Source organism: Pseudoxanthomonas sp. (assembly GCF_036845285.1).
In the GTDB taxonomy this organism is placed as follows: domain Bacteria; phylum Pseudomonadota; class Gammaproteobacteria; order Xanthomonadales; family Xanthomonadaceae; genus Pseudoxanthomonas_A.
Map to the genome: position 1 here is coordinate 22,573 of NZ_DAIUEE010000020.1, position 24,629 is coordinate 47,201.

At 68.9% G+C, this 24,629-nt stretch carries 24 protein-coding genes; 4 read left to right on the forward strand and 20 right to left on the reverse strand.

The window, feature by feature from the left end; all coding sequences use genetic code 11:
• The first annotated feature begins 45 nt into the window (after positions 1-45).
• The 4 genes from V7060_RS17505 (at position 46) to V7060_RS17520 (ending at position 6,230) form a co-directional block, all read left to right on the forward strand.
• On the forward strand, positions 46-432 hold the full coding sequence (locus V7060_RS17505) for a hypothetical protein (protein ID WP_334180496.1): 387 nt from the start codon (positions 46-48) through the stop codon (positions 430-432).
• 62 nt (positions 433-494) lie between these two features.
• Positions 495-1,784: a TolC family protein gene (locus V7060_RS17510; RefSeq protein ID WP_334180497.1), complete on the forward strand. Its 1,290-nt coding sequence runs from the start codon at positions 495-497 to the stop codon at positions 1,782-1,784.
• Positions 1,781-3,046: an efflux RND transporter periplasmic adaptor subunit gene (locus V7060_RS17515; protein WP_334180498.1), complete on the forward strand. Its 1,266-nt coding sequence runs from the start codon at positions 1,781-1,783 to the stop codon at positions 3,044-3,046. The genes V7060_RS17510 and V7060_RS17515 overlap by 4 nt, the downstream gene beginning before the upstream one ends.
• Positions 3,047-3,071: 25 nt before the next feature.
• Positions 3,072-6,230 (forward strand): CusA/CzcA family heavy metal efflux RND transporter, encoded by a 3,159-nt coding sequence (locus V7060_RS17520; protein ID WP_334180517.1) that lies wholly within the window; start codon positions 3,072-3,074, stop codon positions 6,228-6,230.
• 919 nt (positions 6,231-7,149) lie between these two features.
• Here the strand turns inward: V7060_RS17520 and V7060_RS17525 are convergent.
• The 20 genes from V7060_RS17525 to V7060_RS17620 form a co-directional block, all read right to left on the reverse strand.
• On the reverse strand, positions 7,150-8,130 hold the full coding sequence (locus V7060_RS17525) for a GGDEF domain-containing protein (protein WP_334180499.1): 981 nt from the start codon (positions 8,128-8,130) through the stop codon (positions 7,150-7,152).
• Positions 8,131-8,564: 434 nt separating this feature from the next.
• Positions 8,565-9,056, reverse strand: a complete 492-nt coding sequence (locus tag V7060_RS17530) for a TetR/AcrR family transcriptional regulator (RefSeq protein ID WP_334180500.1) — start codon at positions 9,054-9,056, stop codon at positions 8,565-8,567.
• 212 nt (positions 9,057-9,268) lie between these two features.
• Positions 9,269-10,060, reverse strand: a complete 792-nt coding sequence (gene fliR / locus V7060_RS17535; protein ID WP_334180501.1) for a flagellar biosynthetic protein FliR — start codon at positions 10,058-10,060, stop codon at positions 9,269-9,271.
• A gap of 18 nt (positions 10,061-10,078) precedes the next feature.
• Positions 10,079-10,348: a flagellar biosynthetic protein FliQ gene (locus V7060_RS17540; protein ID WP_334180502.1), complete on the reverse strand. Its 270-nt coding sequence runs from the start codon at positions 10,346-10,348 to the stop codon at positions 10,079-10,081.
• Between the two features lie 114 nt (positions 10,349-10,462).
• Positions 10,463-11,263, reverse strand: a complete 801-nt coding sequence (gene fliP / locus V7060_RS17545) for a flagellar type III secretion system pore protein FliP (RefSeq protein WP_334180503.1) — start codon at positions 11,261-11,263, stop codon at positions 10,463-10,465.
• A 1-nt stretch (position 11,264) separates the two neighbouring features.
• Positions 11,265-11,657: a flagellar biosynthetic protein FliO gene (gene fliO / locus V7060_RS17550; protein ID WP_334180504.1), complete on the reverse strand. Its 393-nt coding sequence runs from the start codon at positions 11,655-11,657 to the stop codon at positions 11,265-11,267.
• Between the two features lie 10 nt (positions 11,658-11,667).
• Positions 11,668-12,015 carry a flagellar motor switch protein FliN gene (gene fliN / locus V7060_RS17555; RefSeq protein WP_334180505.1) on the reverse strand — a complete coding sequence of 116 codons (348 nt, stop codon included), beginning with the start codon at positions 12,013-12,015 and terminating at the stop codon, positions 11,668-11,670.
• Complete coding sequence (fliM, locus tag V7060_RS17560) at positions 12,012-13,055, reverse strand: flagellar motor switch protein FliM (protein ID WP_334180506.1); 1,044 nt, start codon at positions 13,053-13,055, stop codon at positions 12,012-12,014. Before fliM ends, fliN begins: the two co-directional genes overlap by 4 nt.
• A 15-nt stretch (positions 13,056-13,070) precedes the next feature.
• On the reverse strand, positions 13,071-13,598 hold the full coding sequence (locus V7060_RS17565; protein WP_334180507.1) for a flagellar basal body-associated FliL family protein: 528 nt from the start codon (positions 13,596-13,598) through the stop codon (positions 13,071-13,073).
• A 231-nt stretch (positions 13,599-13,829) separates the two neighbouring features.
• Positions 13,830-15,047, reverse strand: a complete 1,218-nt coding sequence (locus V7060_RS17570; protein ID WP_334180508.1) for a flagellar hook-length control protein FliK — start codon at positions 15,045-15,047, stop codon at positions 13,830-13,832.
• 11 nt (positions 15,048-15,058) lie between these two features.
• Positions 15,059-15,511 (reverse strand): flagellar export protein FliJ, encoded by a 453-nt coding sequence (fliJ, locus tag V7060_RS17575; RefSeq protein ID WP_334180509.1) that lies wholly within the window; start codon positions 15,509-15,511, stop codon positions 15,059-15,061.
• A 17-nt stretch (positions 15,512-15,528) separates the two neighbouring features.
• Complete coding sequence (fliI, locus tag V7060_RS17580; protein WP_334180510.1) at positions 15,529-16,926, reverse strand: flagellar protein export ATPase FliI; 1,398 nt, start codon at positions 16,924-16,926, stop codon at positions 15,529-15,531.
• Positions 16,923-17,513, reverse strand: coding sequence for a FliH/SctL family protein (locus tag V7060_RS17585; protein WP_334180518.1), 591 nt, complete (start codon positions 17,511-17,513; stop codon positions 16,923-16,925). Before V7060_RS17585 ends, fliI begins: the two co-directional genes overlap by 4 nt.
• Before the next feature lie 23 nt (positions 17,514-17,536).
• Complete coding sequence (fliG, locus tag V7060_RS17590; protein WP_334180511.1) at positions 17,537-18,547, reverse strand: flagellar motor switch protein FliG; 1,011 nt, start codon at positions 18,545-18,547, stop codon at positions 17,537-17,539.
• Positions 18,540-20,213, reverse strand: coding sequence for a flagellar basal-body MS-ring/collar protein FliF (gene fliF / locus V7060_RS17595; protein ID WP_334180512.1), 1,674 nt, complete (start codon positions 20,211-20,213; stop codon positions 18,540-18,542). The genes fliG and fliF overlap by 8 nt, the downstream gene beginning before the upstream one ends.
• A gap of 40 nt (positions 20,214-20,253) precedes the next feature.
• On the reverse strand, positions 20,254-20,613 hold the full coding sequence (gene fliE / locus V7060_RS17600) for a flagellar hook-basal body complex protein FliE (RefSeq protein WP_192267821.1): 360 nt from the start codon (positions 20,611-20,613) through the stop codon (positions 20,254-20,256).
• Positions 20,614-20,690: 77 nt separating this feature from the next.
• Positions 20,691-22,151 (reverse strand): sigma-54 dependent transcriptional regulator, encoded by a 1,461-nt coding sequence (locus V7060_RS17605; RefSeq protein ID WP_334180513.1) that lies wholly within the window; start codon positions 22,149-22,151, stop codon positions 20,691-20,693.
• The gene (locus V7060_RS17610) at positions 22,144-22,524 is read right to left on the reverse strand and encodes a response regulator transcription factor (RefSeq protein WP_334180514.1); all 381 of its coding nucleotides are present in this window, start codon (positions 22,522-22,524) and stop codon (positions 22,144-22,146) included. Before V7060_RS17610 ends, V7060_RS17605 begins: the two co-directional genes overlap by 8 nt.
• 15 nt (positions 22,525-22,539) lie before the next feature.
• Positions 22,540-23,964: an RNA polymerase factor sigma-54 gene (gene rpoN / locus V7060_RS17615; RefSeq protein WP_334180515.1), complete on the reverse strand. Its 1,425-nt coding sequence runs from the start codon at positions 23,962-23,964 to the stop codon at positions 22,540-22,542.
• Between the two features lie 238 nt (positions 23,965-24,202).
• Positions 24,203-24,629, reverse strand: a 427-nt coding sequence (locus V7060_RS17620) for a response regulator transcription factor (RefSeq protein ID WP_334180516.1), incomplete at its 5' end; no start/stop codon positions are given.

Here is a 24,629-nt window from a genome sequence, read left to right on the forward strand (position 1 = left end):
CGTGGAATTGTCTAACGTCGCGCAGGCCGGCTAGGATGCCCGCCGATGCTCCGCCTGCTTCGCCACCGCCGTTTCATGCTGCTGCGCCTGCCGTCGCTGGCGGTGCTGTTGCTGGCGGTACTGGCCAACCCCGTGCTCGCCTCGCTGGGCGACCTGCACGAGCTGGGCAACGGCAACGAGCACCTGCACGCCGTCAACGAACATGCCGATGCGGCCACCGGCCACAATCACGCCGATGGCGACGCCGGCGAAGGCGACCTGCTGCATGCGTTGATGCATGCCAGCCACTGCTGCGGCCACCTGACCGCCATCGTGCCGGCGCCGATGCGCGTGCCGGCGATGAGGCTGGCCACCACGGCACCCGTCATGGCGGCGGTGCCGGTCGGGCACGCACCGCGCGGTTCGTTGCTGCGTCCTCCGATCACCGCGTGATGCCCGCGGCGGGCTGACGTCCTGTCGCCCGCGCCCCATCACCGACGATCCGGAGACTTCCCATGTGGTTGCGACTGGCGGCACTGGCCGCCTTCGCGATCGCGCCGTGCGTGCGCGCACAGGTGCCATCGCCTGCTGTTCCCCCTGAAACCCTGACGCTGGACGACGCCATCGCGCGTGTCGCCCGCGTCCATCCCGACCTGCGCCTGTTCGGTGCGCGTACCGAGACGCTGCTGGCCGAACGCGAGGTCGCGCTGTTGCGGCCCGCGCTGCGCGCCGGACTGGACGTGGAGAACGTCCTCGGCAGCGGCCAGGCGCGCGGCTTAGACCAGGCCGAGGTGACCCTCACCCTGGCCGGCGTGCTGGAGCGTGGCGGCAAGCTCGACGCCCGCCGCACCCTGGCGCAGGCACGCATCGATGCCTTGTCGGTGCAGCGCGAAGCGCAGCGCCTCGACCTGCTGGCCGACGTCGCACGGCGTTACCTCGCCGTCACCGGTGCCCGGGCGGCGGCCGAGGTGGCGCGCCGCGACATCGCACAGCGCACGCGCACCGTCGCGGCGGCGCGGCAGCGCCTGCAGGCCGGCGCATCGCCGGAATCCGTGGTGCTGACCGCGCAGGCCGCGCTGGCGCGCGCGGAACTCGCGCTGGCGCGGGCCGAGCAGCAGGCGATAGCGGCACGCCGGCATCTGGCGGCGCTGTGGGGCGAACGCGATCCGCAGTTCGTGATCGCCGCCGGCGATCCGTTCGTCTTGCCGCCGGTGGCGGACATGGCGGAACTGGCCGCCCTGCTGCAGGGCACGCCCGAACTGGCGCAGATCGCCGATGAACGCCGCATCCGCGAGGCGCGCGTTCGACTGGCGCGCACCGCGGCCACGCCGGACCTCGACTGGCAGGTCGGCGTGCGTCGCCTGCAGGACAACGGCGATACCGCGCTGGTCGGCGGCCTGTCGCTGCCGCTGGGCGGCGCACGCCGCGCGCAACCGGAGATTCGCGCGGCCGAAGCCGACCTCACCGCGCTGGAAATCGAGCGCGAGTCGCGCGATGTCGCGTTGTACTCGACGCTGGCGGACGCGCACGGGCGCTATCGGGTGGCGCAGCTCGACGTGCAGCGCACGCGCGACGACGTGCTGCCGCGCCTGCTGCGTGCCGAACAGGCCGCCGAGCGCGCCTACCGCGGTGGTGCCATCAGCTACCTCGAATGGGCGCAACTGCAGTCCGAGACCACCGCAGCGCGCCGGCAGCAACTGGATGCCGCACTGGAAGCCCATCTCGCGCTGATCGAACTGCAGCGCCTCACCGGCCAGGCCCTCGTGGTGCCGCCGCCGATGCTTGAACAAGGAACCTCCCCATGACGTTGCGTCCCCTGATGAGCGCGCTCGCGCTGTCCCTGGTGCTGGCCGCATGCGGCGGCAAGAACGACGGCCACGACAGCGAAGCCGGCCATGGCCACGATGGAGCCGGTGCGCAGGGCGATGGAGACGCCCTGCGCGGCGGGCACGGTGGCCGCCTGCTGACGCAGGCCGGCTTCACGGTCGAGCTGGCCATCGCCGAAGCAGGCACGCCACCCACCTGGCAGGCGTGGCTTTACCGCGACGGCAAGCCGCTGCCGGCCGCGGCGGGCAGCGTGGAGGTCCGTCTGGTCCGCCTCGGCAATGTCAGCGAAAGCCACGTATTGCAGCCGCAGGCCGATGGCAGCCTGCTGGCGAAGAGCGTGGTCGGCGAACCGCATTCCTTCGGCGTCGAGGTGCTGGCGAAGATCGAAGGCAGGTCGCTGCGCTGGACCTACGACAGCTATGAAGGCCGCACCACCATCGGCGCGAAGATCGCCGAGGATGCCGGCATCCGCGTCGCGCCGGTGCAGGCCGGCACGATCGCCGACGAGCATGAAGTGCAGGGACTGCTGACGCCGGCGGAAGGCCGCGTGGCCAATGTCGCCGCGCGTTTTCCCGGTTCGATCCGCCGCCTCGCGGTCAATGTGGGCGATCGCGTGCGGGCCGGCCAGACGCTGGCGATCGTGGAAAGCAACCTCAGCCTGACCACCTATACGGTGACATCGCCGATCAGCGGCGTGGTGCTGGCGCGCAACGCCAGTGTCGGCAGCGTGGCGGGCGAGGGCGCGACCCTGTTCGAAGTCGCCGACCTGTCTTCGCTGTGGGTGGACCTGCATATCTTCGGGTCCGACGCGCAGCACATCGTGCCCGGCGTGCCGGTGACGGTGACTCGGCTGAGCGACGGCGCCACCGCGCAGACCACGCTGGAGCGCGTGCTACCCGGCACCGCGACGGCCAGCCAGAGCACGGTCGCGCGCGCGACGCTGCAGAACGCCGACGGCCTGTGGCGACCCGGCTCCGCCGTGAAGGCGCGCATCACCGTTGAACAGCAACCTGCGGCGATGGTGGTTCCGCTCGCGGCACTGCAGACGTTCCGCAACGGGAATGTGGTGTTCGTGCGCGTCGGCGAGGCGTACGAGGCGCGCCCGGTGGAACTCGGCAAGCGCGATGCGCGGCAGGTCGAAGTGCTGTCCGGCCTGAAGGAGGGTGACCAGGTGGTGGTCGAACAGAGTTACCTGGTGAAGGCCGACATCGAGAAATCGGGGGCCTCGCATGACCATTGAGTACGACACCCCGGAACCGCGCGGCCTGCTGGAACGCATCCTGCGCTTCGCCATCGCGCACCGCTGGCTGATGCTGGTGTCGACGTTCGTGCTGGTCGCGGTTGGCGCATGGAGCTTCGGCAAGCTGCCGATCGACGTCACCCCCGACATCACCAACGTGCAGGTGCAGATCAATACCGAGGCGCCCGGCTATTCGCCACTGGAAGCCGAACAGCGCGTGACCTTCACCCTGGAAACCGCACTCGCGGGTCTGCCCGGACTGGACTACACGCGCTCGATCTCGCGCTACGGCCTGTCGCAGGTCACGGTGGTGTTCAAGGACGGCACCGATGTGTACTTCGCCCGCCAGCAGGTCGGCGAGCGCATCCAGCAGGTGAAGTCGCAGCTGCCCGCCGGGCTGGAGCCGGAGATGGGTCCCATCGCCACCGGCATGGGCGAGATCTTCATGTACACGGTGGAAGCGGACGCGAAGGCACGCAAGCAGGACGGCACGCGGTACACCGCCACCGACCTGCGCACGCTGCAGGACTGGGTGGTGCGACCGCAGTTGCGCAACGTACCGGGCGTGACCGAGGTCAACACCATCGGCGGGTTCGCGCGGCAGATCCACATCACGCCAGAGCCGGCCCGGCTGGTGGCGCTGGGCTTCACCCTGCACGACGTGGTGCAGGCGGTGGCGCGCAACAATCGGAACGTCGGTACCGGTTACATCGAGCGCAACGGCCAGCAGTTCCTCGTGCGTGCACCAGGACAGGTCGCCGACCTCGACGGCATCCGCGACATCGTGCTGGACCGCCGCGACGGCGTGCCGATCCGCGTGCGCGACGTGGCGCAGGTGGGCGAGGGGCCGGAACTGCGCACCGGTGCGGCGACGCTGGACGGCCAGGAGGTCGTGCTGGGCACCACCTTCATGCTGATCGGCGCCAACAGCCGCGAAGTGTCGCAGGCGGTCGCCGCACGGCTGGAGGAGGCGAGCCGCAGCCTGCCGGACGGCGTGCGGGCGGAACCGGTGTACGACCGCACTTCGCTGGTCGACCGCACCATCCGCACGGTGGCGAAGAACCTGGTCGAAGGCGCGATCCTGGTGATCGTGGTGCTGTTCCTGCTGCTGGGGAACATCCGCGCCGCGTTGATCACGGCCGCGGTAATCCCGCTGTCGATGCTGTTCACGCTCACCGGCATGGTGCGTGGCGGCGTGTCGGGCAACCTGATGAGCCTGGGCGCGCTGGACTTCGGCCTGATCGTCGACGGCGCGGTGATCATCATCGAGAACTGCCTGCGCCGCTTCGGCGACCTGCAGCACCGGCTGGGCCGCGTGCTGACGGACGAGGAACGCCTGGATGCCACCGCATCGGCGACCGCCGAGGTCATCCGGCCCAGCCTGTTCGGCCTCGGCATCATCACCGCCGTCTATCTGCCAATCTTCGCGCTCACCGGCGTGGAGGGAAAGATGTTCCATCCCATGGCGATCACCGTGGTGCTGGCGCTGAGCGGGGCGATGGTGCTGTCGCTGACGTTCGTGCCGGCCGCCATCGCGCTGTTCCTGCGTGGCCGCGTGCAGGAGAAGGAAACCCGCGTGATGGGATGGGCGCGGCGCGTGTACGCACCGGTGCTGGCTTGGGCGCTGCGCGCGCGCCTGCCGGTGGCGGGCGGCGCGTTCGTGCTGGTCGTGCTGTGCGGCCTGCTGGCCACGCGGCTGGGCACCGAATTCGTCCCCAGCCTGGACGAAGGCGACATCGCGCTGCACGCGATGCGCATCCCCGGCACCAGCCTGGAACAGGCGGTGCGCATGCAGTCCACACTGGAGGCACGGATCACGCAGTTCCCGGAAGTGCGCCGCGTGTTCGGCAAGCTGGGGACCGCGGAAGTGGCTACCGACCCGATGCCGCCGTCGGTCGCGGATACGTTCGTCATGCTCAAGCCGCGCAGCGAATGGCCGGATCCACGCAAACCCAAGGCGACGCTGGTGGCGGAACTCGAACGGGCGCTGGCCGAGATCCCCGGCAACAACTACGAATTCACCCAGCCGATCCAGATGCGCATGAACGAGTTGATCTCCGGCGTGCGTGCCGACGTGGCGATCAAGCTCTACGGCGACGATCTGGACACGCTGGTGGAGGTCGGCGAACGCATCGAAGCGGTGGCGAAATCCGTCGACGGCGCGGCGGATGTGCGCGTGGAGCAGGCCACGGGACTGCCGTTGCTCACCATCACGCCGGAGCGCCAGGCGTTGATCCGCTATGGCCTGAATCCGGGCGACGTGCAGGACACCGTGGCGACTGCCATCGGGGGCGAAGTGGCCGGTCAACTCTTCGAAGGCGACCGCCGCTTCGACATCGTCGTGCGCCTGCCGGAGGCGTTGCGGCAGGATCCGGCCGCGCTGCATGACCTGCCCGTTCCGCTCGGTGGTGCCGGCAACGAGGACGAGTCGACACGCTCGGCCAGTTGGCGCTCGGGGACGCCGGGCACGGTGCCGCTGCGCGAAGTGGCGAAGATCGAGACCGCGCTCGGACCCAACCAGATCAACCGCGAGAACGGCAAGCGGCGCGTGGTGGTGACCGCCAACGTGCGCGGCCGCGACCTGGGCGGGTTCGTCGACGACCTGCGTGGCCGCATCGGCGCGGAGGTGCGGTTGCCGGCCGGTTACTGGATCGACTACGGCGGCACGTTCGAGCAGCTGATCTCGGCCAGCCAGCGGTTGGCGGTGGTGGTGCCGGCGACGCTGCTGTTGATCTTCGCGCTGTTGTTCTGGGCCTTCGGATCGGCGAAGGACGCCGCCATCGTGTTCACCGGCGTGCCGCTGGCGTTGACCGGCGGCGTGGTGGCGCTCGCGCTGCGGGGCATTCCACTGTCCATTTCGGCGGGCGTGGGGTTCATCGCGCTGTCGGGCGTGGCGGTGCTCAACGGGCTGGTGATGATCGCCTTCATCCGCAAGCTGCGCGAGCAGGGCACGGGCCTGGACGAAGCGGTGGTCGAAGGCGCACTCGGCCGCCTGCGACCGGTGCTGATGACGGCACTCGTCGCGTCGCTGGGATTCCTGCCGATGGCGTTCAACGTCGGCGCAGGCTCGGAGGTACAGCGGCCGCTGGCGACGGTGGTGATCGGCGGCATCGTATCGTCGACGTTGCTGACGCTGGTGGTATTGCCGGTGCTGTACCGGTGGTGGAGCAGGAGTGAATCGTAAGGGGCGCATCCTGCTGCCCGCAGGATGGCCCGTCACCGTCATTCCAGCGGAAGCTGGAATCCATCTCCCGTGAGGGCCGGGTTCTACGGGGCAAGCCAGATGGGTCCCAGCTTTCGCTGGGACGACGGTAGTGGGGCGTGACGCTGCGTTGCTCCCGTCATTCCAGCGGAAGCTGGAATCCATTTCCCGTGAGGGTCGGGTTCTTCGGGACAAGCGTAAATGGGTCCCAGCCTTCGCTGGGACGACGGTGATGGGGCGTGTCGTTGTGTTGCCTCCGTCATTCCAGCGGAAGCTGGAATCCATTTCCTGTGAGGGCCGCGTTCTTCGAGGCAAGCCAAATGGGTCCCAGCCTTCGCTGGGACGACGGTAGTGGGGCGTGCTGCTGCGTTGCTCCCGTCATTCCAGCGAACGCTGGAATCCATTTCCTGTGAGGGCCTGGTTCTACGGGGCAAGCCAGATGGGTCCCAGCTTTCGCTGGGACGACGGTGATGGGGCGTGACGCTGCGTTGCCTCCGTCACTCCAGCGGAAGCTGGAATCCATTCCCCGTGAGGGCCGGGTTCTTCGGGACAAGCGTAAATGGGTCCCAGCCTTCGCTGGGACGACGGTAGTGGGGCGTGACGCTGCGTTGCCTCCGTCATTCCAGCGAACGCTGGAATCCATTTCCCGTGAGGGCCGGGTTCTTCGGCGCAAGCGTAAATGGGTCCCAGCCTTCGCTGGGACGACGGTGATGGGGCGTGTCGTTGTGTTGCCTCCGTCATTCCAGCGAACGCTGGAATCCATTTCCTGTGAGGACCGGATTCTTCGGGACAAGCGTAAATGGGTCCCAGCCTTCGCTGGGACGACGGTGATGCGCTGGGATGACGGTGTCGCGGGTGCGGGAGGTGGATGCCGTCCACGGCAACGCGACCCGGTCCGCTGCTAGAACAGGTCATCCGCGATGACGTAGCTGTCGCGGCCGGCCGACTTGGCGCGGTAGAGCGCGGCGTCGGCGCGCGAGAACCAGTCGTGCCAGGTCTTTTCCTGGTCGCGCAGCAGCGCGGCGCCCAGCGAGATGGTGATGCGGCCGCCGGGGCCGCGCAGGGAGCCGCGTACCGCCTTGCGGATGCGCTCCGTCGCGGACTCCAGCGCGTCGCGGTTGTCCAGTTCCAGCAGCGCCACGAATTCTTCGCCGCCAAAGCGGAACACCTGGTCGTTGCGGCGCATCTCGAAGCGCAGGATCGAGGCCAGGTCGGCGATGGCGGCATCGCCCGCGGCATGGCCGTACTGGTCGTTGACGCCCTTGAAGTGGTCCAGGTCCAGCACCACCAGGCCGAAGCGGCATTCGTCGCGCTGGAACCGCTCGACCGCGTCCGCCAGGGCGCGCTCCATGCTGCGCCGGTTCGGCACGCCGGTCAGCGCATCGATGGCCGCCAGCCGCTCCAGCTGTGCGCGGTCGTCCTGTGTACGGGCAGCGAAGATCAGCGAGAACACCGTCACCAGCAGCGCGCTGACCGCCATCGACAGCGCATGCACGCCATCGTGGAAAAACCCCGGCAGCAACTGCAGGCTGGCGATCAGCAGCAGGTTGCAGACCACCGCCGTCCAGCGGTGGGCGATGAAGAAGTTGGTGAGCAGCACCAGGTAGATCCACCCCAGTGCGGTATGGCCCAGCATCACACAGGCGCCGAACGACGCGCCGGTGTTGAACACGGCCAGGACGTTGCCGGCGCGGGCGTCGCCGCTACGCCACGCGTAGACGACCGGCGAGGTCACCGCCAGCACCACGGCGGCATCGAACGCCGCCATCGCCCAGTGTCCCTGCCAGCCGCGGTAGACGCCGAACGAGGCGATGGTCATCGCCGTGATGGCACCCAGCAGGACGATGATGTCCAGGCGGAAGTCTCGGCGTTTCGGCTTCATGGAAAGGGCCGGATGCGTGCGATGGGGATCGATGGAGATGGTGCTCGACGGAAACAGCGGAAAAGCGGCGCCGACGCGCGGCCCCGCGCAGTGTAGGCGGTTGCCGGATGCCGTGGGTGATGCGCATCACGCTTGCCTTGCGTGGCGGTGCAGCGGCAATCGGCGATCCGCCGCGCGTCCAGGACGATCGTCCCGCGAGGTGCGAGAACGGGAGGAACGACAGGAAGAACAACCGTAGAGGCGGCGGCCGCACGGCGACGCACCTCGCATGAGCGAAAACGGCCTCCCTCGGGAGACCGTCCGCTACGTACCGTCGATCGGGCGCTGCGGCGGCCTCAGGCCGACAGCGCTTCCAGCGTCTTGAACACTTGCGGCACGGCCATCGCCGGCGTCCCGCCGTTGACGGACACGGCGCGCAGGCCGTGCTGGTAGCTCTACCAGATCATCTCGTCGGCATGCTGGATGTCCAGGCCGCGGAATTCGCCGGCGCCGATGCCACGGCTGAGTTCCAGCCGCACCGGTTCGCGCATGCGGCGCAGCGCGGTGTTCATTTCGGCCTCGACCGTCGGCGACCAGCGGGCCGATACGCTCCACAGGGCCGGGAAGGCGATGAAGTTGGCCGCATCCTCGCGCGCCATCCAGAAATAGAAGTCGAGGATGCGCTGGGCGTGCGTCGACCCCTGCGGACGCTCCACCATCGGTGCCTTGCGACCGGTGTAGTCCCGGATCAGCAGGGTGGCGATGATGTCAGCCTTGGTTTCGAAGTGCAGGATCACGCCGCGGGCACTGAGACCGGTTTCCTCGCCCAGGTCCATCAGCGTGGTCTGGTCGAATCCCTTGGTGAAGAACAGCCTGCGTGCAGCGGCGAGCACGGCCTCCCGTGTTTCCTGACTGGTGCGTCGCTTGTGGGTAGGGCTGTGGCTCACGGGCAATCTCCGGTTTGCGGGGGAAGCGCTCCTGCATCGGGCTGGATGGGATCCAGTCCGTGCGCTGGCGTATGTCGCGGTTCCCTCATCCCCATTCTGCACAAATTCATGCAGTGAGTGGAACACACGGCGCAAACGCGATGTGAAACCCGCACGCGGCGCCCGCCGACCGTGCGTTCCGGCCCCCTTCCGGCTGGGTAATCCAGGTTTCGTCAGGCGGTGATCTGGCGCGCCGCGTCAAACGACAGGTCGAAGATCCGCTGCACCGGCGGCCCCAGTTCGCCCGCCAGCAGGGCGAGCAGGAACAGGCCCAGCAGCAGCGCCGTGGGCAGGCCGAGCTGGATCGGATTCAGTGCCGGTGCGGCACGGCCCAGTACGCCGAAGGCGAGGTTCACCGCCAGCATCGCCACCATCACCGGCAGCGCCAGCCCCACGGCGGCACGCAGGATGTGGGTGAACAGCATCGGCGCGACTTCCAGCACCTGCTGCACGTCCGGCAGGGCGGTGCCGATCGGCAGCGAGCGGTAGCTGTCCACCAGCAGCGAGACCAGCGCCAGGTGGCCGTTGACGGTGAAGAACAGCAGGCCGAAGGCGAGGTAGAACCATTGGCCGACGACGCCGGAATTGACGCCGCGCAGGGGGTCCGACATCTGCGCGAAGGCCAGGCCCGTGCCCTGCGAGATCAGTTCGCCGGCCATCGCGCCCGCCTCGAAGGCGAGTCGCAGCATGAAGCCCATGCTGGCGCCGACGGCGAGTTCGCGCGCCACGTTGAGCACGGTGCTGGCGTCGAAGGCGATGCGGTCGGGCGTGCCCGGCAGCAGCGGTGCCAGCGCCATCGCCAGTGCGCCGGCGATCATGACGCGCACGCGCACCGACACCGCGCGCGTGCCGATCAACGGCGCCGCCATCAGCAGCGCGCCGGTGCGCAGCATCGTCCACAGGATGGCGTTGATCATGCCGAAGGCCTGCTGGCCATCGATCACCATCTGGGTGGCGGCATCCATCGCGTCGTGTCCGCCGCGTCAGCCGATCAGGTGCGGCAGCCGCTGGAACAGCGTCGTCGTGTATTCCACCAGCACGCCCAGCAGGTAGCTGCCGGTGGCGAACAGCGCGGCGGTCAGCGCGATGGCCTTGGCCACGAAGGCGATGGTGGGTTCGTTGAGCTGGGTGGCCGCCTGGATCACGCCGACGACCACGCCGACGATCAGGACGACCAGCAGCAGCGGACCACCGACCCAGAGGGCGATCTCCAGGCCACCGCGCAGTTCGGTGAGGGCGGTTTCGGGACTCATTGGATGACCGTGATTGGTGAAGGGTGATTGGTGGTTCGTGAAGAGACAGGAGTGCTATCCATTGATCGGCTTTTGATTCTTCCAATCACGAATCACCCTTCACGAATCACAGCTTCAATTGAAGCTCGCCGCCAGCGAGCCGACGATCAGCACCCAGCCGTCGACCAGCACGAACAGCAGGATCTTGAACGGTGCGGAGACCAGCATCGGCGACAGCATCATCATGCCCATCGACATCAGTACGCTGGCGACCACCAGGTCGATGATCACGAACGGGATGAAGATCAGGAAGCCGATCTCGAACGCGGTCTTCAGTTCGCTGGTGATGAAGGAGGCGACGACGATCGGGAACGGCACGGCGTCCGGACCGGTGTAGCTGCCGTGTCCGGCCAGGCCGGCGAACGTCATCAGGTCGGTCTCGCGCACCTGCGCCAGCATGAAGTCGCGCAGCGGACCGGTGGTCAGCGTCCATGCGGTGGAGAAATCGATCTGGCCGTTGAGGTACGGCGCCATGCCTTCGGCCCACGCCTTTTCACCGACGGGCATCATCACCAGCATGGTGAGGAACAGCGCCAGGCCCACCAGCACCTGGTTGGACGGCGTCTGGCCCGTGCCGAGTGCCTGCCGCAGCAGGCCGAGCACGATGATGATGCGGGTGAACGCCGTCATCGCGAGCAGTGCGGACGGGATGAGCGTGATCGCCGTCATCAGCAGCAGCGTCTGCAGCGGCAGGCTGACCGTGTTGTCGCCGACCTGGCCCACGTCGACCTTCGGCATGGCCGGCAGCGTCGGTGCGGTCGGTGCCGCAGGTGCGGACGCCGTCGGGGCGGCGGGTGCCGTCGCGGCCTGCGCGAACGCCAGCGTCGGCGCGGCCAGCCACAGCACGCAGATCAGGGAGAGGAGGAAACGACGCATCTCAGGACTCTTTGCGCAGGCGCTTGGCCAGCAGTTCGGCGAAATTGGGCATCGTCGGCGCGGGCGCGACGACCAGCGGTTCGGGCAGCGTGTGCAGGGTGGTGATGCCGCCGGCGCTCACGCCGATCAGCAGTTGTTCCTTGCCGACCTCGATCACCATCACGCGCTCCTTGGCGCCGACCGACAGCATCGACACCACGCGCAGCTGTTCGCTGGGACGGATGCCGAGGCCGGCGCCGGGCAGTCGCTTCAGCAGCCAGGCCAGGCCCAGGATCAGGCCCAGCACCAGGATCAGGCCGACCAGCGCGCCGCCGATGCCGGGCGTGGCCGGTGCGTGCTGTCCGATCTTCTGTGCGGGTGCCGCGGCAGTGGCGAGCAGGGCGAAGGCGTGCATGGCGGTGTGCTCAGCGCAGGCGGCGGATGCGTTCGCTGGGGCTGACCACGTCGGTCAGGCGTACGCCGAAGCGATCGTTGACCACCACCACTTCGCCATGCGCGATCAGCGTGCCGTTGACGAATACGTCCAGCGGTTCGCCGGCGCCGCGCTCCAGTTCCACCACCGAGCCCTGGTTGAGCTGCAGCAGGTTGCGGATGGGCATGCGGGTGCGGCCGACTTCCAGCGACAGCGTCACCGGCACGTCGAGGATGACGTCCAGGCTCATGTCCGTTTCCTGGCCGGCGTGGAGGTCGCTGCTGGCGGTCTCGGTGTCGCCGAAGGCGGTGGCGAGGGCTTCTTCGTTCTCGGGAATCATGGCGTGGCGTCCTGGAAGGCGACGGGTGCGAGGGTCTGGCGGGCGATGGCGGAGGGCTGGTGGCGTCCTCCGGGCGGGTGGTGAGCGGTGATCTTCACCGCGTTCTGGCCGTTGGAGATGCCGAATTCGCCGGTGAATACCGGCACCTGCTCGACACAGACCGGCACCGATTTCGGTACGTCGATGGGCAGGATGTCGCCGACCTTCAGCCGGGTCAGTTCGCGCAGGTTGATGCGCTTCTCCGCCAGCACGCTGGACACGGTCACTTCGGCGGTGCGCAACTGCTCGTGCATGGTCACGCGGAAGCTGTCGTCGTCGTGCACGCGGTCGGACTGGATGCCGGCGTCGAGCAGTTCGCGGATCGGTTCCAGCATGGAATAGGGCAGGGTGACGTGCAGGTCGCCGCCGCCGCCGTCCAGCTCCACGTGGAAGCGGCTGACCACCACGTACTCGCGCGGGCTGACGATGTTGGCGAAGTGCGGGTTCACTTCGCTGGTGATGTATTCGAAATCCACCGGCATCACCGGCGCCCAGGCGTCGATCAGGTCGGCGAAGGTCTGCTTCAGCAGCAGCTGGATCACCCGCATCTCGGTGGCGGTGAACTCGCGGCCTTCGATCTTCGCCGGGTAGCGGCCGTCGCCGCCGAAGAAGTTGTCCACCATGGTGAACACCAGCTTGGGTTCGAACACGATCAGGCCCACGCCGCGCAGCGGCTTGAACTTGACCAGGTTGAGGTTGGTGGGTACGTACAGTGAATGCAGGTAGTCGCTGAACTTGACCGTCTCGATGCCACGCACCGACAGTTCGGCGGAGCGGCGCAGCATGTTGAACAGGCCGATCCGCCACGTGCGCACGAAGCGCTCGTTGATCATTTCCAGCGTCGGCAACCGGCCACGCACGATGCGGTCCTGGCTGGCGAAATCGTAGGTGCGCGCCACGGTGGGATCGTGCGGCGGCTCCTCGGTCTCGATCGCGCCGGTGTCGACGCCGTTGAGCAGGGCGTCGATCTCGTCTTGCGACAGCAGGTCACTGGTCATCATGGCGGCGGGGTTCCGTCACTGCATCACGAAGCTGGTGAACAGGAGCGACTCGGCGCAGGGCTTGCCGGTTTCGGCGACCAGCAGCGCCTTCACTTCGCCGAGGGCAGCGTTCTGCAGGCGCTCCTTGCCTTCGCGCGACATCAGGCTGGTGGCATCCTGCTGGGCGAACAGCATCAGCAGGCGCGCGCGGATCGCGGGTGCATGCAGCTGCAGGGCGGTCATCGCTTCCGGGTCGCGCGTCATCAACTGCACTTCCACCTGCAGGTAGCGCGCGCCGCCGGCTTCGCCGACGAGGTTGACGACGAAGGGCGGTTCCAGCGCGAAGTACTGGGCCGGTGCCGGGACCTGGCCCGGCTTCTTGGCCTTGGGCGCGTCGGCGCTTTCTTCCTTCGCGCCATGACTGGTGAAGTACCAGGCACCGCCACCTGCGGCCGCGGCCGCGATCACCGCCACCAGCCCGATGGTCAGCAACGACTTGCCGCCCTTGGGCTTGTCGCCCTTCTCGGTCTTGGACTTGCTTGCGTTCTTGTCGGCGGCTGCCACGGCGGTGGATCTCCTGAGGGGTCAGCCCAGGTGATGCAAGTGGTGTGCCGGGGTGGCGACTGGAGGCCGACGGAGTTTTGACGGGTGGAGGCCGGTGCAGGTTGATGTGGGAGCGACGTAAGTCGCGATATCGAAGCCGAGATCGTTGGCGGCGGACGGTACACCACTACCGATAGATGGCTTTCGCGACTTACGTCGCTCCCACAGTCGGGTCCACCGACAGGTGAACCATCACGCGTACGCGTCGACCAGGCCGTGGGCGGTCATGCGGACGGTGCGGGGTGCTTCGGTGGCAGGTTCGGCGGCATCGCCGGTGTCACCGTCGGCACTGGATCCGCCGCCCCGCGACGGCGGCGCATGCTGCTGGCCCACGTCGGCATGGGCCAGCTGGAAGCCGTGCTGGCCGAGCATCTCGCGCAGGCGGGGCAGGCTGCTTTCCAGTGCCTGGCGGACGTCGGCCTGGGCGCTGCTGAAGTCGGCATGCACGCGGTCGCCGTCCAGGCGCAGGCGGATCTCGACCGTGCCGAGGTCGTTGGGCGTGATCTTGATGTGCGCATGGCCGATCTTCTGGTCGGCCATCCAGCGCACGGCGTCGCCGATGTCATCGTCGAAGTGGCCGCCGTGCAGGTCGGCGCTCGGTGCCTGCGTGGCGTTGACGGTGTCGGTGCGCGACAGACCGAGCACCTGGTTGGATGCGCCGACGCCGGCCAGCAGGTGGCCGGTCGGTGCGGGCGCGTCGCCGTCCTCGTTGCGGAAGGCGTCGACCAGGTCGCGGCCGAGGGTGATCGCCTCGGGCACGGCCGCGGCGACGTGGCCGCTGGCCAGATGCGTGGCGAAGGAGAGCAGGTTCTGCAGCGGCGCCTTGGCATCGATCGCGGTCGCGGGCGTGCTCGTGGCCGCGGGCAGCGGCGTTGCGGCGTTTCCGCTGGCGATGGCCGGGCCGGCGTCGCCGCTGGCGTCCGTCGTCATGTTCGTTATCGGCGCGCCAGGCAGCGCGGTCTGAATCGTCGCGCGAGCGCCCGCCAGCAGGGCATCGGCAACGATGGCGTTGGCCGCCGGCAGCGCGCCGCCGGGCACGGGAGCGCCAGGCGGATCGACCAGTACGTTGGCCGGCGCGTCCGCCGGCAGTATGGCGACGGCGGATGGCAGTTCCAGCAGGACCGGTGGCAACGCGGACGCCACGACGGCATCTTCGGGCTTCTCGTCCTCGACGGATGCAGCCGCAGCCTCGTCCTGCTTGCTGGTGGCCTTGTCCGGACGTTGCCGGACCGGTTCCTTCGTGTCGCTGGCGCGTGCATGGGGGGCGCGCGGCGCGTCATCGCGCTTCACGGGGCGACGGACCATGTCGTCGAACGCCGGCTTCTTCGCGGAATCCTCGCCCGTGGACGCACTGCTGCCCGATGCCGCCGGCGGGGACGGCGACTTGAGGGCAACGTTCAGTGCGGACATCGGCGACGGCATCAGGCGTCCTCGTTCTCGCGGGCGGTCGCGGCGAGCCGGGCACGGCGTGCGCCCACGTCGTCCATCTCGCGCTGGTCGCGGCGATCGACGATCAGTTTTTCCTGCACGCGATAGCTGGCGGCCAGCTGTTCGAGCACCTGCTTGTCGCGGCTGGCCAGCAGCAGGCGGTCACGTTCGATGTCCACGCTGGCGCGGCTGCGGTCGACGTTCTGCAGTTGCTGCTTGAGCGCCTGGTCGATGCGCTCGAGGAAGGCGCGACGGTTGGCGAGCTGCGCCGGACTGGTCGCGGCCATCTGGCTGTTGGCGTAGTCCTCGGCGTACTGGCGCAGTTCCTCCAGCCGCGATTCGTGCTGCGCCAGCGCGTTCTGGCGTTCCGCCAGCTCGCGGGCGACGGAATCCTCGTGCTCCTGGGCGCGGCGCAGCAGGGGATCGATTCGGCGGGATTGCATCATGGCGCGGGTTCCTTGCGTTACTGCGGGCCGGTCGGCAGCGGGATGCCGACGGCGGCATTGCGTTGGACAAGCGATTCCAGGGCGGCCCGGCTGCTTGGCAGGTCGGCGGCGTGCGCGACGTCCTGGCCGAGGAACTCGACGATCTCCGGCCAGCGCTCCAGCGCTTCGTCCACGGTCGGGTCGTTGCCGCGCTGGTAGGCGCCGATGGCGATGAGGTCGCGGTTGCTGGTGTAGGCCGACAGCAGGCGCTTGAGTTTGCGGATGCGGTCGCGCCAGGTTTCGTCGGCGATTTCGGTGACCACGCGGCTGACCGACGATTCCACGTCGATCGCCGGGTACAGGCCGCTGTCGGCGACGCGGCGCGACAGCAGGATGTGGCCGTCGAGGATGGCGCGTGCGGCGTCGGCGATCGGATCCTGGGGGTCGTCGCCTTCGGTCAGGACGGTGTAGAACGCGGTGATCGAACCGCGGCCCTTCGCGCCGTTGCCGGCGCGCTCGACCAGCGCCGGCAGGCGCGCGAACACCGACGGCGGGTAACCGCGCGTGGTGGGCGGTTCGCCGACCGACAGGCCGATCTCGCGCTGCGCCTGTGCGAAGCGGGTCAGCGAATCCATCAGCAGCAGCACGTTCAGACCCTGGTCGCGGAACCATTCGGCGATGGCGGTGGCGCGGTAGGCGCCCTGCAGGCGCGCCAGCGGCGGACGGTCGGCGGGGCTGGCGACGACGACGGCGCGCGCCAGGCCGGCCGGGCCCAGCGTGGTCTCGACGAAATCGCGCACTTCGCGGCCACGTTCGCCGATCAGGCCGACGACGATCACGTCGGCGGCGGTGTACTTGGTCATCATGCCGAGCAGCGTCGACTTGCCGACGCCGGAGCCGGCGAACAGGCCGACGCGCTGGCCCCGGCCGATCGGCAGCAGTGCGTTGATCGCGCGCACACCGACGTCCAGCGGCTGGGTGATCGGTTCGCGCGAGAGCGGATTGATCGCCACGCCGGCGAGGCTGACGCTGCCTTCGGCGCGGATCGGGCCACGGCCGTCGAGCGGCACGCCGTCGCTGTCGATCACGCGGCCCAGCAGGCCTTCGCCGACTTCCACGCCGCCGCGGCGGCGCGAGGGCACCACGCGCGCGTTCGGCAGCAGGCCATGCAGTTCGGCGCTCGGCATCAGGTAGGTGCGCTCGCCGGAGAAGCCGACGACTTCGGCATCGACCCAGCCGCCATCGACGACCTCCACCTTGCAGGTCGCGCCCATCGGCGCTTCGCAGCCGATCGCTTCCAGGGTCAGGCCGACGGCGCGGCGCAGGATGCCCTCGCGGATCAGGCCACGGCCACCGAGTTCGGGATTGATCTGCGCCAGCCGCGCCGACAGGCGCAGGTCGCGGGCGGTCAGCCATTCCAGCGGCTGTGCGCTCATGCGCGTACTCCGCGGTTGAGCACGGTATCCAGCGCGCCGCGCAGGCGCGCCTCCAGGGTGCCGTCGATGCGCACGCTCTCGGCGTGTACGCGCAGGTCGCCGCGGCTCAACGAGGTGTCGGCCGTCAGGCGGGTGTGCGCGGTCATCGCCAGCACCGGCGTCAGTGCGGCGATGTCGTCCGGATGCAGGCGCAGTTCGACCTCGCGCTGCGAGCCGCCGACGGCGTCGAGCGCGCTGGTGGCCAGTTCCTGCAGCAGCACCGGGTCGGTCTGGTAGGCGCGGCCGACCAGTGCACCGGCGATGCGCACGGCGAGTTCGGACAGCGCGGCGACCACTTCGTTCTCCAGCCTGTCGAGCGGGCGCGAGAAGTTGTCGAGGATGCCTTCCATCTGCGCGGCGAGCCGGCGCACGTCCGCCTGGCCCTGCGAGAAGCCTTCGGCATGGCCCTCCGCCAGGCCGCGCTCAAGTCCTTCGCGGTAGGCGGCATCCTGGATGGCCTGGATTTCCTGCAGCGTGGGTGGCACCAGCGGCGGCGCGTCCTGTTCGGCGGCGGCGTCGGACAGCACGACATCGAGCGGCGCCGGCATCCAGCGCAGCGGCGGGGGCGTGCTCATACCATTTCCTCGGCGCTGGCGGTGAGGGCGATGACGCCCTGGTCAGCCAGCCGGCGCACGATGGCGAGGATTTCCTTCTGAGCACCTTCGACATCGGACAGGCGCACGGGACCGCGCGCTTCCATGTCTTCCAGCAGGATCTGCGCCGCGCGCTGCGACATGTTGCGGGTGATCTTTTCCTTCACCTTGGCGTCGGCACCGCGCAGCGCCAGTCCCAGCCTGTCGTTCGGCACTTCGCGCAGCAGCGCCTGCAGTTCGCGGTCGCCGAGGTCGGCGAGGTTGTCGAACACGAACATCAGGTCCTGGATGCGCGCGCCGAGGTCGGCGTCGACCTGGGTGATGCTGCCCAGGATCGCCTGGTCCTGGCCGGAATCCATGAAGTTGAGGATGTTGGCGGCGACCTTGACGCCGCCGATGCTGGACGCCTTGAGGTTCTGGTTGCCGGCGAACTGGCGCTCCATGATCTCGTTGAGTTCGTTCAGCGCGTTGGGCGGGATGCCGTCCAGCGTGGCGATGCGCAGCAGCACGTCGGTACGGGTGCGTTCGGCGAGCAGCTTGAGCGTATCGGCAGCCTGGTCGCTGTCCAGGTGCGCCAGCACGATGGCGATGATCTGCGGATGCTCGTTGCGTACCAGGTCGGCGATGGCGCGTGGGTCCATCCACTTCAGCGAGTCCAGGCCGGTGGTGTTGCGGCCCAGCAGGATGCGGTCGATCAGGCTGCCGGCCTTGTCTTCGCCCAGCGCCTGCACCAGCACCTTGCGCACGTAGTCGTCCGCGCCCATGCCGAGCGAGGTCTGCTTGTCCAGCGCGTCGCCGAAGTTGGACATGACCTGCATCACCTGCTCGCGGCTGATGCCGGAGATGGTGGCCATGGCGATGCCGAGCTTCTGCACCTCCTTGGCGTTCATGTGCTTGAGCACTTCGGCCGCGTCTTCCTCGCCCAGCGAGAGCAGCAGCACGGCGGCGCGCTGCACGCCGGACAGCGTGGTGTCCTGTGCGTTACTCATCGCTGGCCACCCAGTCCTTGACCACCTGCGCGACCTGCTTGGAATCGGTCTTCACGGCCTCGCGCGCCTGGCGCAGGCGATCTTCGTAGGCGTCCGAGGGCAGGGCGCGCATCGGCGGCGCGTGATCGTGCGACAGCGTGGCGACCACGCCGTCCTCGTCGCGGTCGTCCATGACGCTGATGTCGACGCCGTCCTCGTCGACGCGCTTCTGCTTCGCGGCGGGGTTGATGATCTGGCGCATGGCGGGGCGCAGCACGCCGAACAGCAGCGCGATGACCACCAGTGCGCCCAGGCCGTAGCGCGCGATGTCGCGCACCATCGGGTTGTGCAGCCACGGGCTTTCCCAGAACGGCACGTCCACCGGGGCTTCGGTCTCGCGCACGAACGGAGCGTTCATCACCGACACCGAATCGCCGCGCGCGGCATCGAACCCCACGGCTTCCTTCACCAGGGCTTCGATGCGGGTCAGCGTGGCCGCGTCCAGCGCGGTCATCACGGCCTTGCCGTTCTCGCCGGTGCGCGGCACATGGTCGACCAGCACCGCGGCGGTGACTCGGCGCACGCGACCGGCCGGCTGGCGCGTGTGCTGCAGGGTGCGGTCCATCTCGAAGTTGCGGGTCGCGCTGCTGGCGGTTTCCACCGGCGCGGCGGGATTCGGCGTGGCGGCCGCGGCGTTCTGGCCCGGCGGCGTATTGCTGGTGGCGCCGGGCACGCCCTCGGGACCGGTACCGGCGCTGGTGGTGTTCTGGCTGACCTGTTCGCTGCGGATCTTGGCCGGATCGTTGGCGAAGGTCTCGCGGGCTTCCTCGGTGACCGAGAAGTCCATGTCCACGGCGACTTCGGCGTTGACGCGGCCGGGGCCGGTCAGCGGCTCCAGCAGCTCGCGGATGCGGTCGTTGAACGAGGTTTCCAGTTTGCGCACGCGTTCGAACTGCGCGGCGTTGAGCGCGGCCTCGCTGTTCGGGTCGCTGATGGTCAGCATGCGGCCGCTCTGGTCGACCACGGTGACGCGTTCGGGCGCCAGGTCGGGGATCGACGAGGACACCAGGTGCACGATGGCATCCACCTGGTTGCGCTCCAGCATCGTGCCCGAGCGCAGATCCAGCACCACCGACGCACTGGCGACTTCGCGCTGGCGGGTGAACGCGCTGGGCTTGGGGATGGCCAGGTGCACGCGCGCGTCGCGGACCGGGCGCAGCGTGGTGATGGTGCGGACCAGTTCGGTTTCCAGCGCATGCTGGTAGCGCGCATTCTCGACGAACTGGCTGACGCCGAAACCGGGATCGCGTTCCATCATCTCGAAGCCGAGGCGGCCGCTTTCGGCCAGGCCGGCGCCGGCCAGCTTCAGGCGGGCATCGTGCAGGTTTTCCTCCGGCACCGAGATCGCGCCGGAGGCCTGGTCCAGCTGGAACGGGATCTTGGCCGCGCGCAGCATGTCGGTCGCTTCGGCGGTGGCCTTGGCATCCAGGCCGGTGTAGAGCGGGGTGAAGGCCGGCTTCTGCGACCAGAAGAACACCATCATGCCGACCGCGACCGCGCCGGCGATCAGCAGCAGCGTACCCATCTGCCTGAACACGCGCGCGTCCTGGATCTTGGTCAGCGCCGCGCCGGCCTTGTCGGCGGTCAGCGATTCCTTCAGGGCTTCCTTGGACAGCGTGAGGGCCATGGCGACGGGTCGGTTCTAGGGAAGAGGGAAGGGCGCCGCCTTACAGCGGCATGTTCATGACGTCCTGGTAGGCCTGCACCAGGCGGTTGCGCACTTCGACGGTGGCGCGGAAGGCGACCTGCGACTGCTGCGCGGCCACCATCACCCGCGCCAGGTCGGCGCGCGGATCGCCCAGTTCGAAGGCCTGTGCCAGCGCGCCGGAGGTCTTCTGCGCGTTGTTCACGCCTTCCAGTGCGTTCTGCAGGGTGTCGCCGAAGCTCGGTGCCTTGACGCCCGGCTGCTCCAGCCCCACCCGGTTAGGCGTGAATGCGCCCGGGTTCGGCATCGGCTCGAGTGCGCGGGTACCGACCTGGTGCTGGTAACTGCGGATCTGCGAGAGGATGGAGGTGACGTCGGACATGGGCGGGCGCTTCGGTCGTCGGAGTGTCTTGCCTGATCAGTTGCAAGACCCGTGCCGGAAACCGTGCCCGCGCCCAGTCAGTTTTCCGTCGCCAGCGCCACTTCCTCGCGCTCGATGCCGTACTTGCGCAGCTTTTCCACCAGCGTGGTGCGGCGCAGGCCCAGCAGTTGGGCGGCATGCGCCACCACGCCGCCGGCGCGGTCCAGCGCATCGCGGATCAGGTTCAGTTCGATCTGGGCGATGTGTTCGCGCAGGTCGATGCCGGCGTCGGGCAGGCGGTCGGCCGGCATCGCCGCGGCGGCCACGACGGCCGTCGGCAGCGGTGCGGCGGCAGGCGCGGCGACGACCGCAGCCGGTGCGTCGACGACCAGTGCCTCCATGCCTTCCGGCTGGTAGCGCTTGGGCAGGTCGGCCACGCGGACCAGGCCGCCGGGATGCAGCACGGCCAGGCGTTCGACCAGGTTGGTCAGTTCACGCACGTTGCCCGGCCAGGCGTAGGCGCGCAGTGCCTGCAGGGTGTCGCTGGCGAAGCGCACTTCGCCGCGGCCGGTGCGGGAGAGCTGCGCTGCGATGGTCATCACCAGGTCGGGCAGGTCGTCGGCGCGCTCGCGCAGCGCCGGCATCTCGATCGGGAACACGTTGAGGCGGTAGAACAGGTCTTCGCGGAAGTGGCCGTCGGCGATGCGCGCTTCCAGGTTGCGATGGGTAGCGGCGATCACGCGCACGTTGCAGCGGATGGTCTGGTTGCCGCCGACGCGCTCGAAGCTGCGCTCCTGCAGCACGCGCAACAGCTTGACCTGCATCGGCAGGCTCATGTCGCCGATCTCGTCCAGCAGCAGGGTGCCGCCCTCGGCCATCTCGAAGCGGCCCTTGCGGGCGCTCAGCGCACCGGTGAAGGCGCCCTTCTCGTGGCCGAACAGTTCGCTTTCCAGCAGGTCCGGCGGAATGGCGCCGCAGTTGATGGCCACGAACGGCCCGTCGCGGCGCGGGGACTGGTCGTGGATGGCGCGGGCCACCACTTCCTTGCCGGTGCCGGATTCGCCCAGCACCAGCACGGTGGTGTCGAAATTGGCGACCTGCTCGATCATGCGGCGCAGGCGGACGACGGCCGGGCTGTTGCCGGTCGGGCCGCTGGTGGTGACCTGCTGCGCCTGGTGTTCGGTGTCCAGCCGCTTCAGGCTGGCGCGGCGCAGGCAGGCTTCCAGCTGCGCATGGCGGATCGGGCTTTCCAGTGTCCACACGCCGGCCTCGTGCAGGCCGTGGGCGGCGGCGAAGGCGGCGGTGTCGCCTTCCAGCAGCAGCACCGGCGGCGGCAGCTGGGCCTTGCCAAGCCAGGCGAAGAAGCCGTCGGTGGCCTTCTTGTCGTCGAGCGAGCCGACCACCACCGCCAGCCAGTCGTGCGGGCGGGCGCGGCGGACATCCACGTCACCGGCGCTGGAGACCCAGCGGGGTGTCAGGTCCATGAATTCGAGCAGTCCGGCCAGGCGTTCGGCACGCGGGGCGTCGGCGTCGATGACGAGGATGCGGGATTCACTCATGGCGGCGCTCTTTGAATTTTTCGAGGATGGGCAAGACTTCCTGGATGTAGGAAAGCTTGCTGACGAAGTCGTCGGCACCGGCGCGCATCGCGTGTTCGCGGTGCTCGGCGTCGTCGAAATGGCTGGCGATCACGATGAAGGGCGGTGCGTCCTGGGTCTTGATCAGGCGGGTGGCCTGCAGGCCACCCATCTCCGGCATGGCCAGGTCCATCAGCACCACGTCCGGGCGCAGGGTTTCGGAGCGCTCGATGGCTTCCAGGCCATTGCTGGCGCGGCCCACGATGTCCAGCCACTCCACCTTGCGCAGGTGGCGCAGGGCGGCGTTGATGAAACCTTCGTGGTCGTCCACCAGCAGTACGGTGATCTTGCTCATTGCGGTCGTGCTCCGTTATCCGGCTTTGGCCAAGACGGATACGGTAGCGCGTCGGCGTTCCCGGGCGGGAGCGATATCGAGCTGTTCCCGGTACTTCGCCACGGTCCGGCGGGCGATGTGGATGCCCTGGCGGGCCAGCAGGCCGGCGATGGCCTCGTCGGCCAGCGGCTTCCCCGCCGGCTCGGCGTCGATCAGGCGGCGCACCATGGCGCGCACGGCCGGGCCGGACACGTTGGCGCCTTCCAGCCGCACGGCGAAGAAATGCTTCAGCTCGAAGGTGCCGCGTGGGGTCTGCATGTACTTGCCGGTGGTGATGCGCGAAACGGTGGACTCGTGCATGCCGATGGCGTCGGCCACTTCCTTCAGCGTCAGCGGGGCCATGGCTTCGTCGCCCTGCGTCAGGAAGCCGGCCTGGCGCTCGACGATGGCGCGTGCGGTGCGCAGCAGCGTGTCGTAGCGGATCGACAGGCCGCGGGTCAGCCAGCGGGCTTCCTGCAGCAGTTCGCGCAGCTTGCCGGCGCCTTCGGACGGGCCGGCCTGGTCCAGTGCGCGCTCCTGCATGGCATTGACGCGGATGCGCGGGGTGGTGGCCGGGTTCAGCGCGACGCGCCAGGCGCAGTCGGCATGCCAGGCGACCACGTCCGGCACGATGTAGCCGGTCGGGGCCGGAGCCAGCGAGGCGCCCGGGCGGGCATCCAGCGACAGCACCAGGCGCACGCCTTCCATGACCTGGTCCAGTTCGAGGTCCAGCAGCCGGGCGAGGGCGTCGTATTCGTGGGCGGCCAGCAGCGCCATGCCGTCGGTGACGATGCGGTGGGCGACATGGCGGGCCGGCACGCGGCCCTGCAGGCAGTCCAGCTGCACCTGCAGGCATTCGCGCACGTCGGCGGCGGTCAGGCCGGGGAATTCGCCGCGCAGCAGACGGTCGCGCAGGGCGAGTGCGGCATCGGTGGTCAGGTCGAAGCGGGCCGAGGCCAGCAGCGCCAGGGTGTCGGGCGCCTGCTCCAAGTAGCCGGCGTCGTTGGTGTGCTCCAGCCAGAAGGCGACCACGTCGAGCGCGCGGTCATCCAGTTCCAGCGCCAGGCGATCGAGCACGCGCACGTGCGGGTCGCTGGACTCGCCGGCCTCGACGCGCTGCATGCGGTCGTCGTCGCCGTCCTGCCAGCCCGCACCGGGCACGTCCCACAGGCTGGACTCGGGCAGTTCGTCGAAGGCGGCGGTGTCGAGCGCTGCGGCTTCCTGGGCGGGCAGCACTTCGATGTCGCCCGCCGGTTCGGCGTCCTGCGCTTCTTCCACTTCCAGCAGCGGATTGAGATCCAGCGCACGGCGCACTTCCAGTTCCAGCTGCAGGCCGTCCAGCTGCAGCAGCCGGATCGACTGCAACAGTTGCGGCGTCAGGTGGAGTTGCTGCCCGAGCTGGGTGGAAAGTCCCGTCTTCATTCCCGTCGTCCCCGATTCGATGGCGTGCCGAGGTCGGCTTCACATCGTGTTGACACTGTGCGGGGCGGGTGACGGAAAAAAAATCAGGGCGTTTCTGGTCGTGTTGCGGGCACGCCCCACGCGCCGTCAGGGTTTCCCCTACGACGTCGGTTCAATGGCGGGAACGGGCGCCCGGCGCGGCGTTGCGATCACGGGATTCCGTCACGGAAAGGGCGTCGCCCGGGGTGTACTGCAAGGCTCAGGCCAGTTCGTGCTGGTGGCGCGCGGCCAGCAGCAGCAGATCGTTGGCGCGACGGCAGCCGAGCGACTCCATCATCCGCGCGCGATGCGTTTCGACCGTCTTGACGCTGATGCCGAGCTGCGCGGCGATTTCCTTGCTGCTCATGCCACTGCCGAGCTGGCGCAGGATCTCGCGCTGGCGTGGCGACAGCGCCGCGATGCCGGTGGGGCGCTGCGGATTGAGCATCGGTGCCAGCATCTTCGACGACACCTGCGGGCTGAGGAACACCTGGCCGCTGGCGGCGGCGCGCAGTGCGAGTTCCAGTTCCATCGGCGCGGCTTCCTTGACGACGAAACCGGCGCAGCCGCGATCCAGCGCCACGCGTACCTGGTCGCCCCTGCAAAACTCCAGCAACCCGCATGAGCGTTCACTCTCACGCACCTGG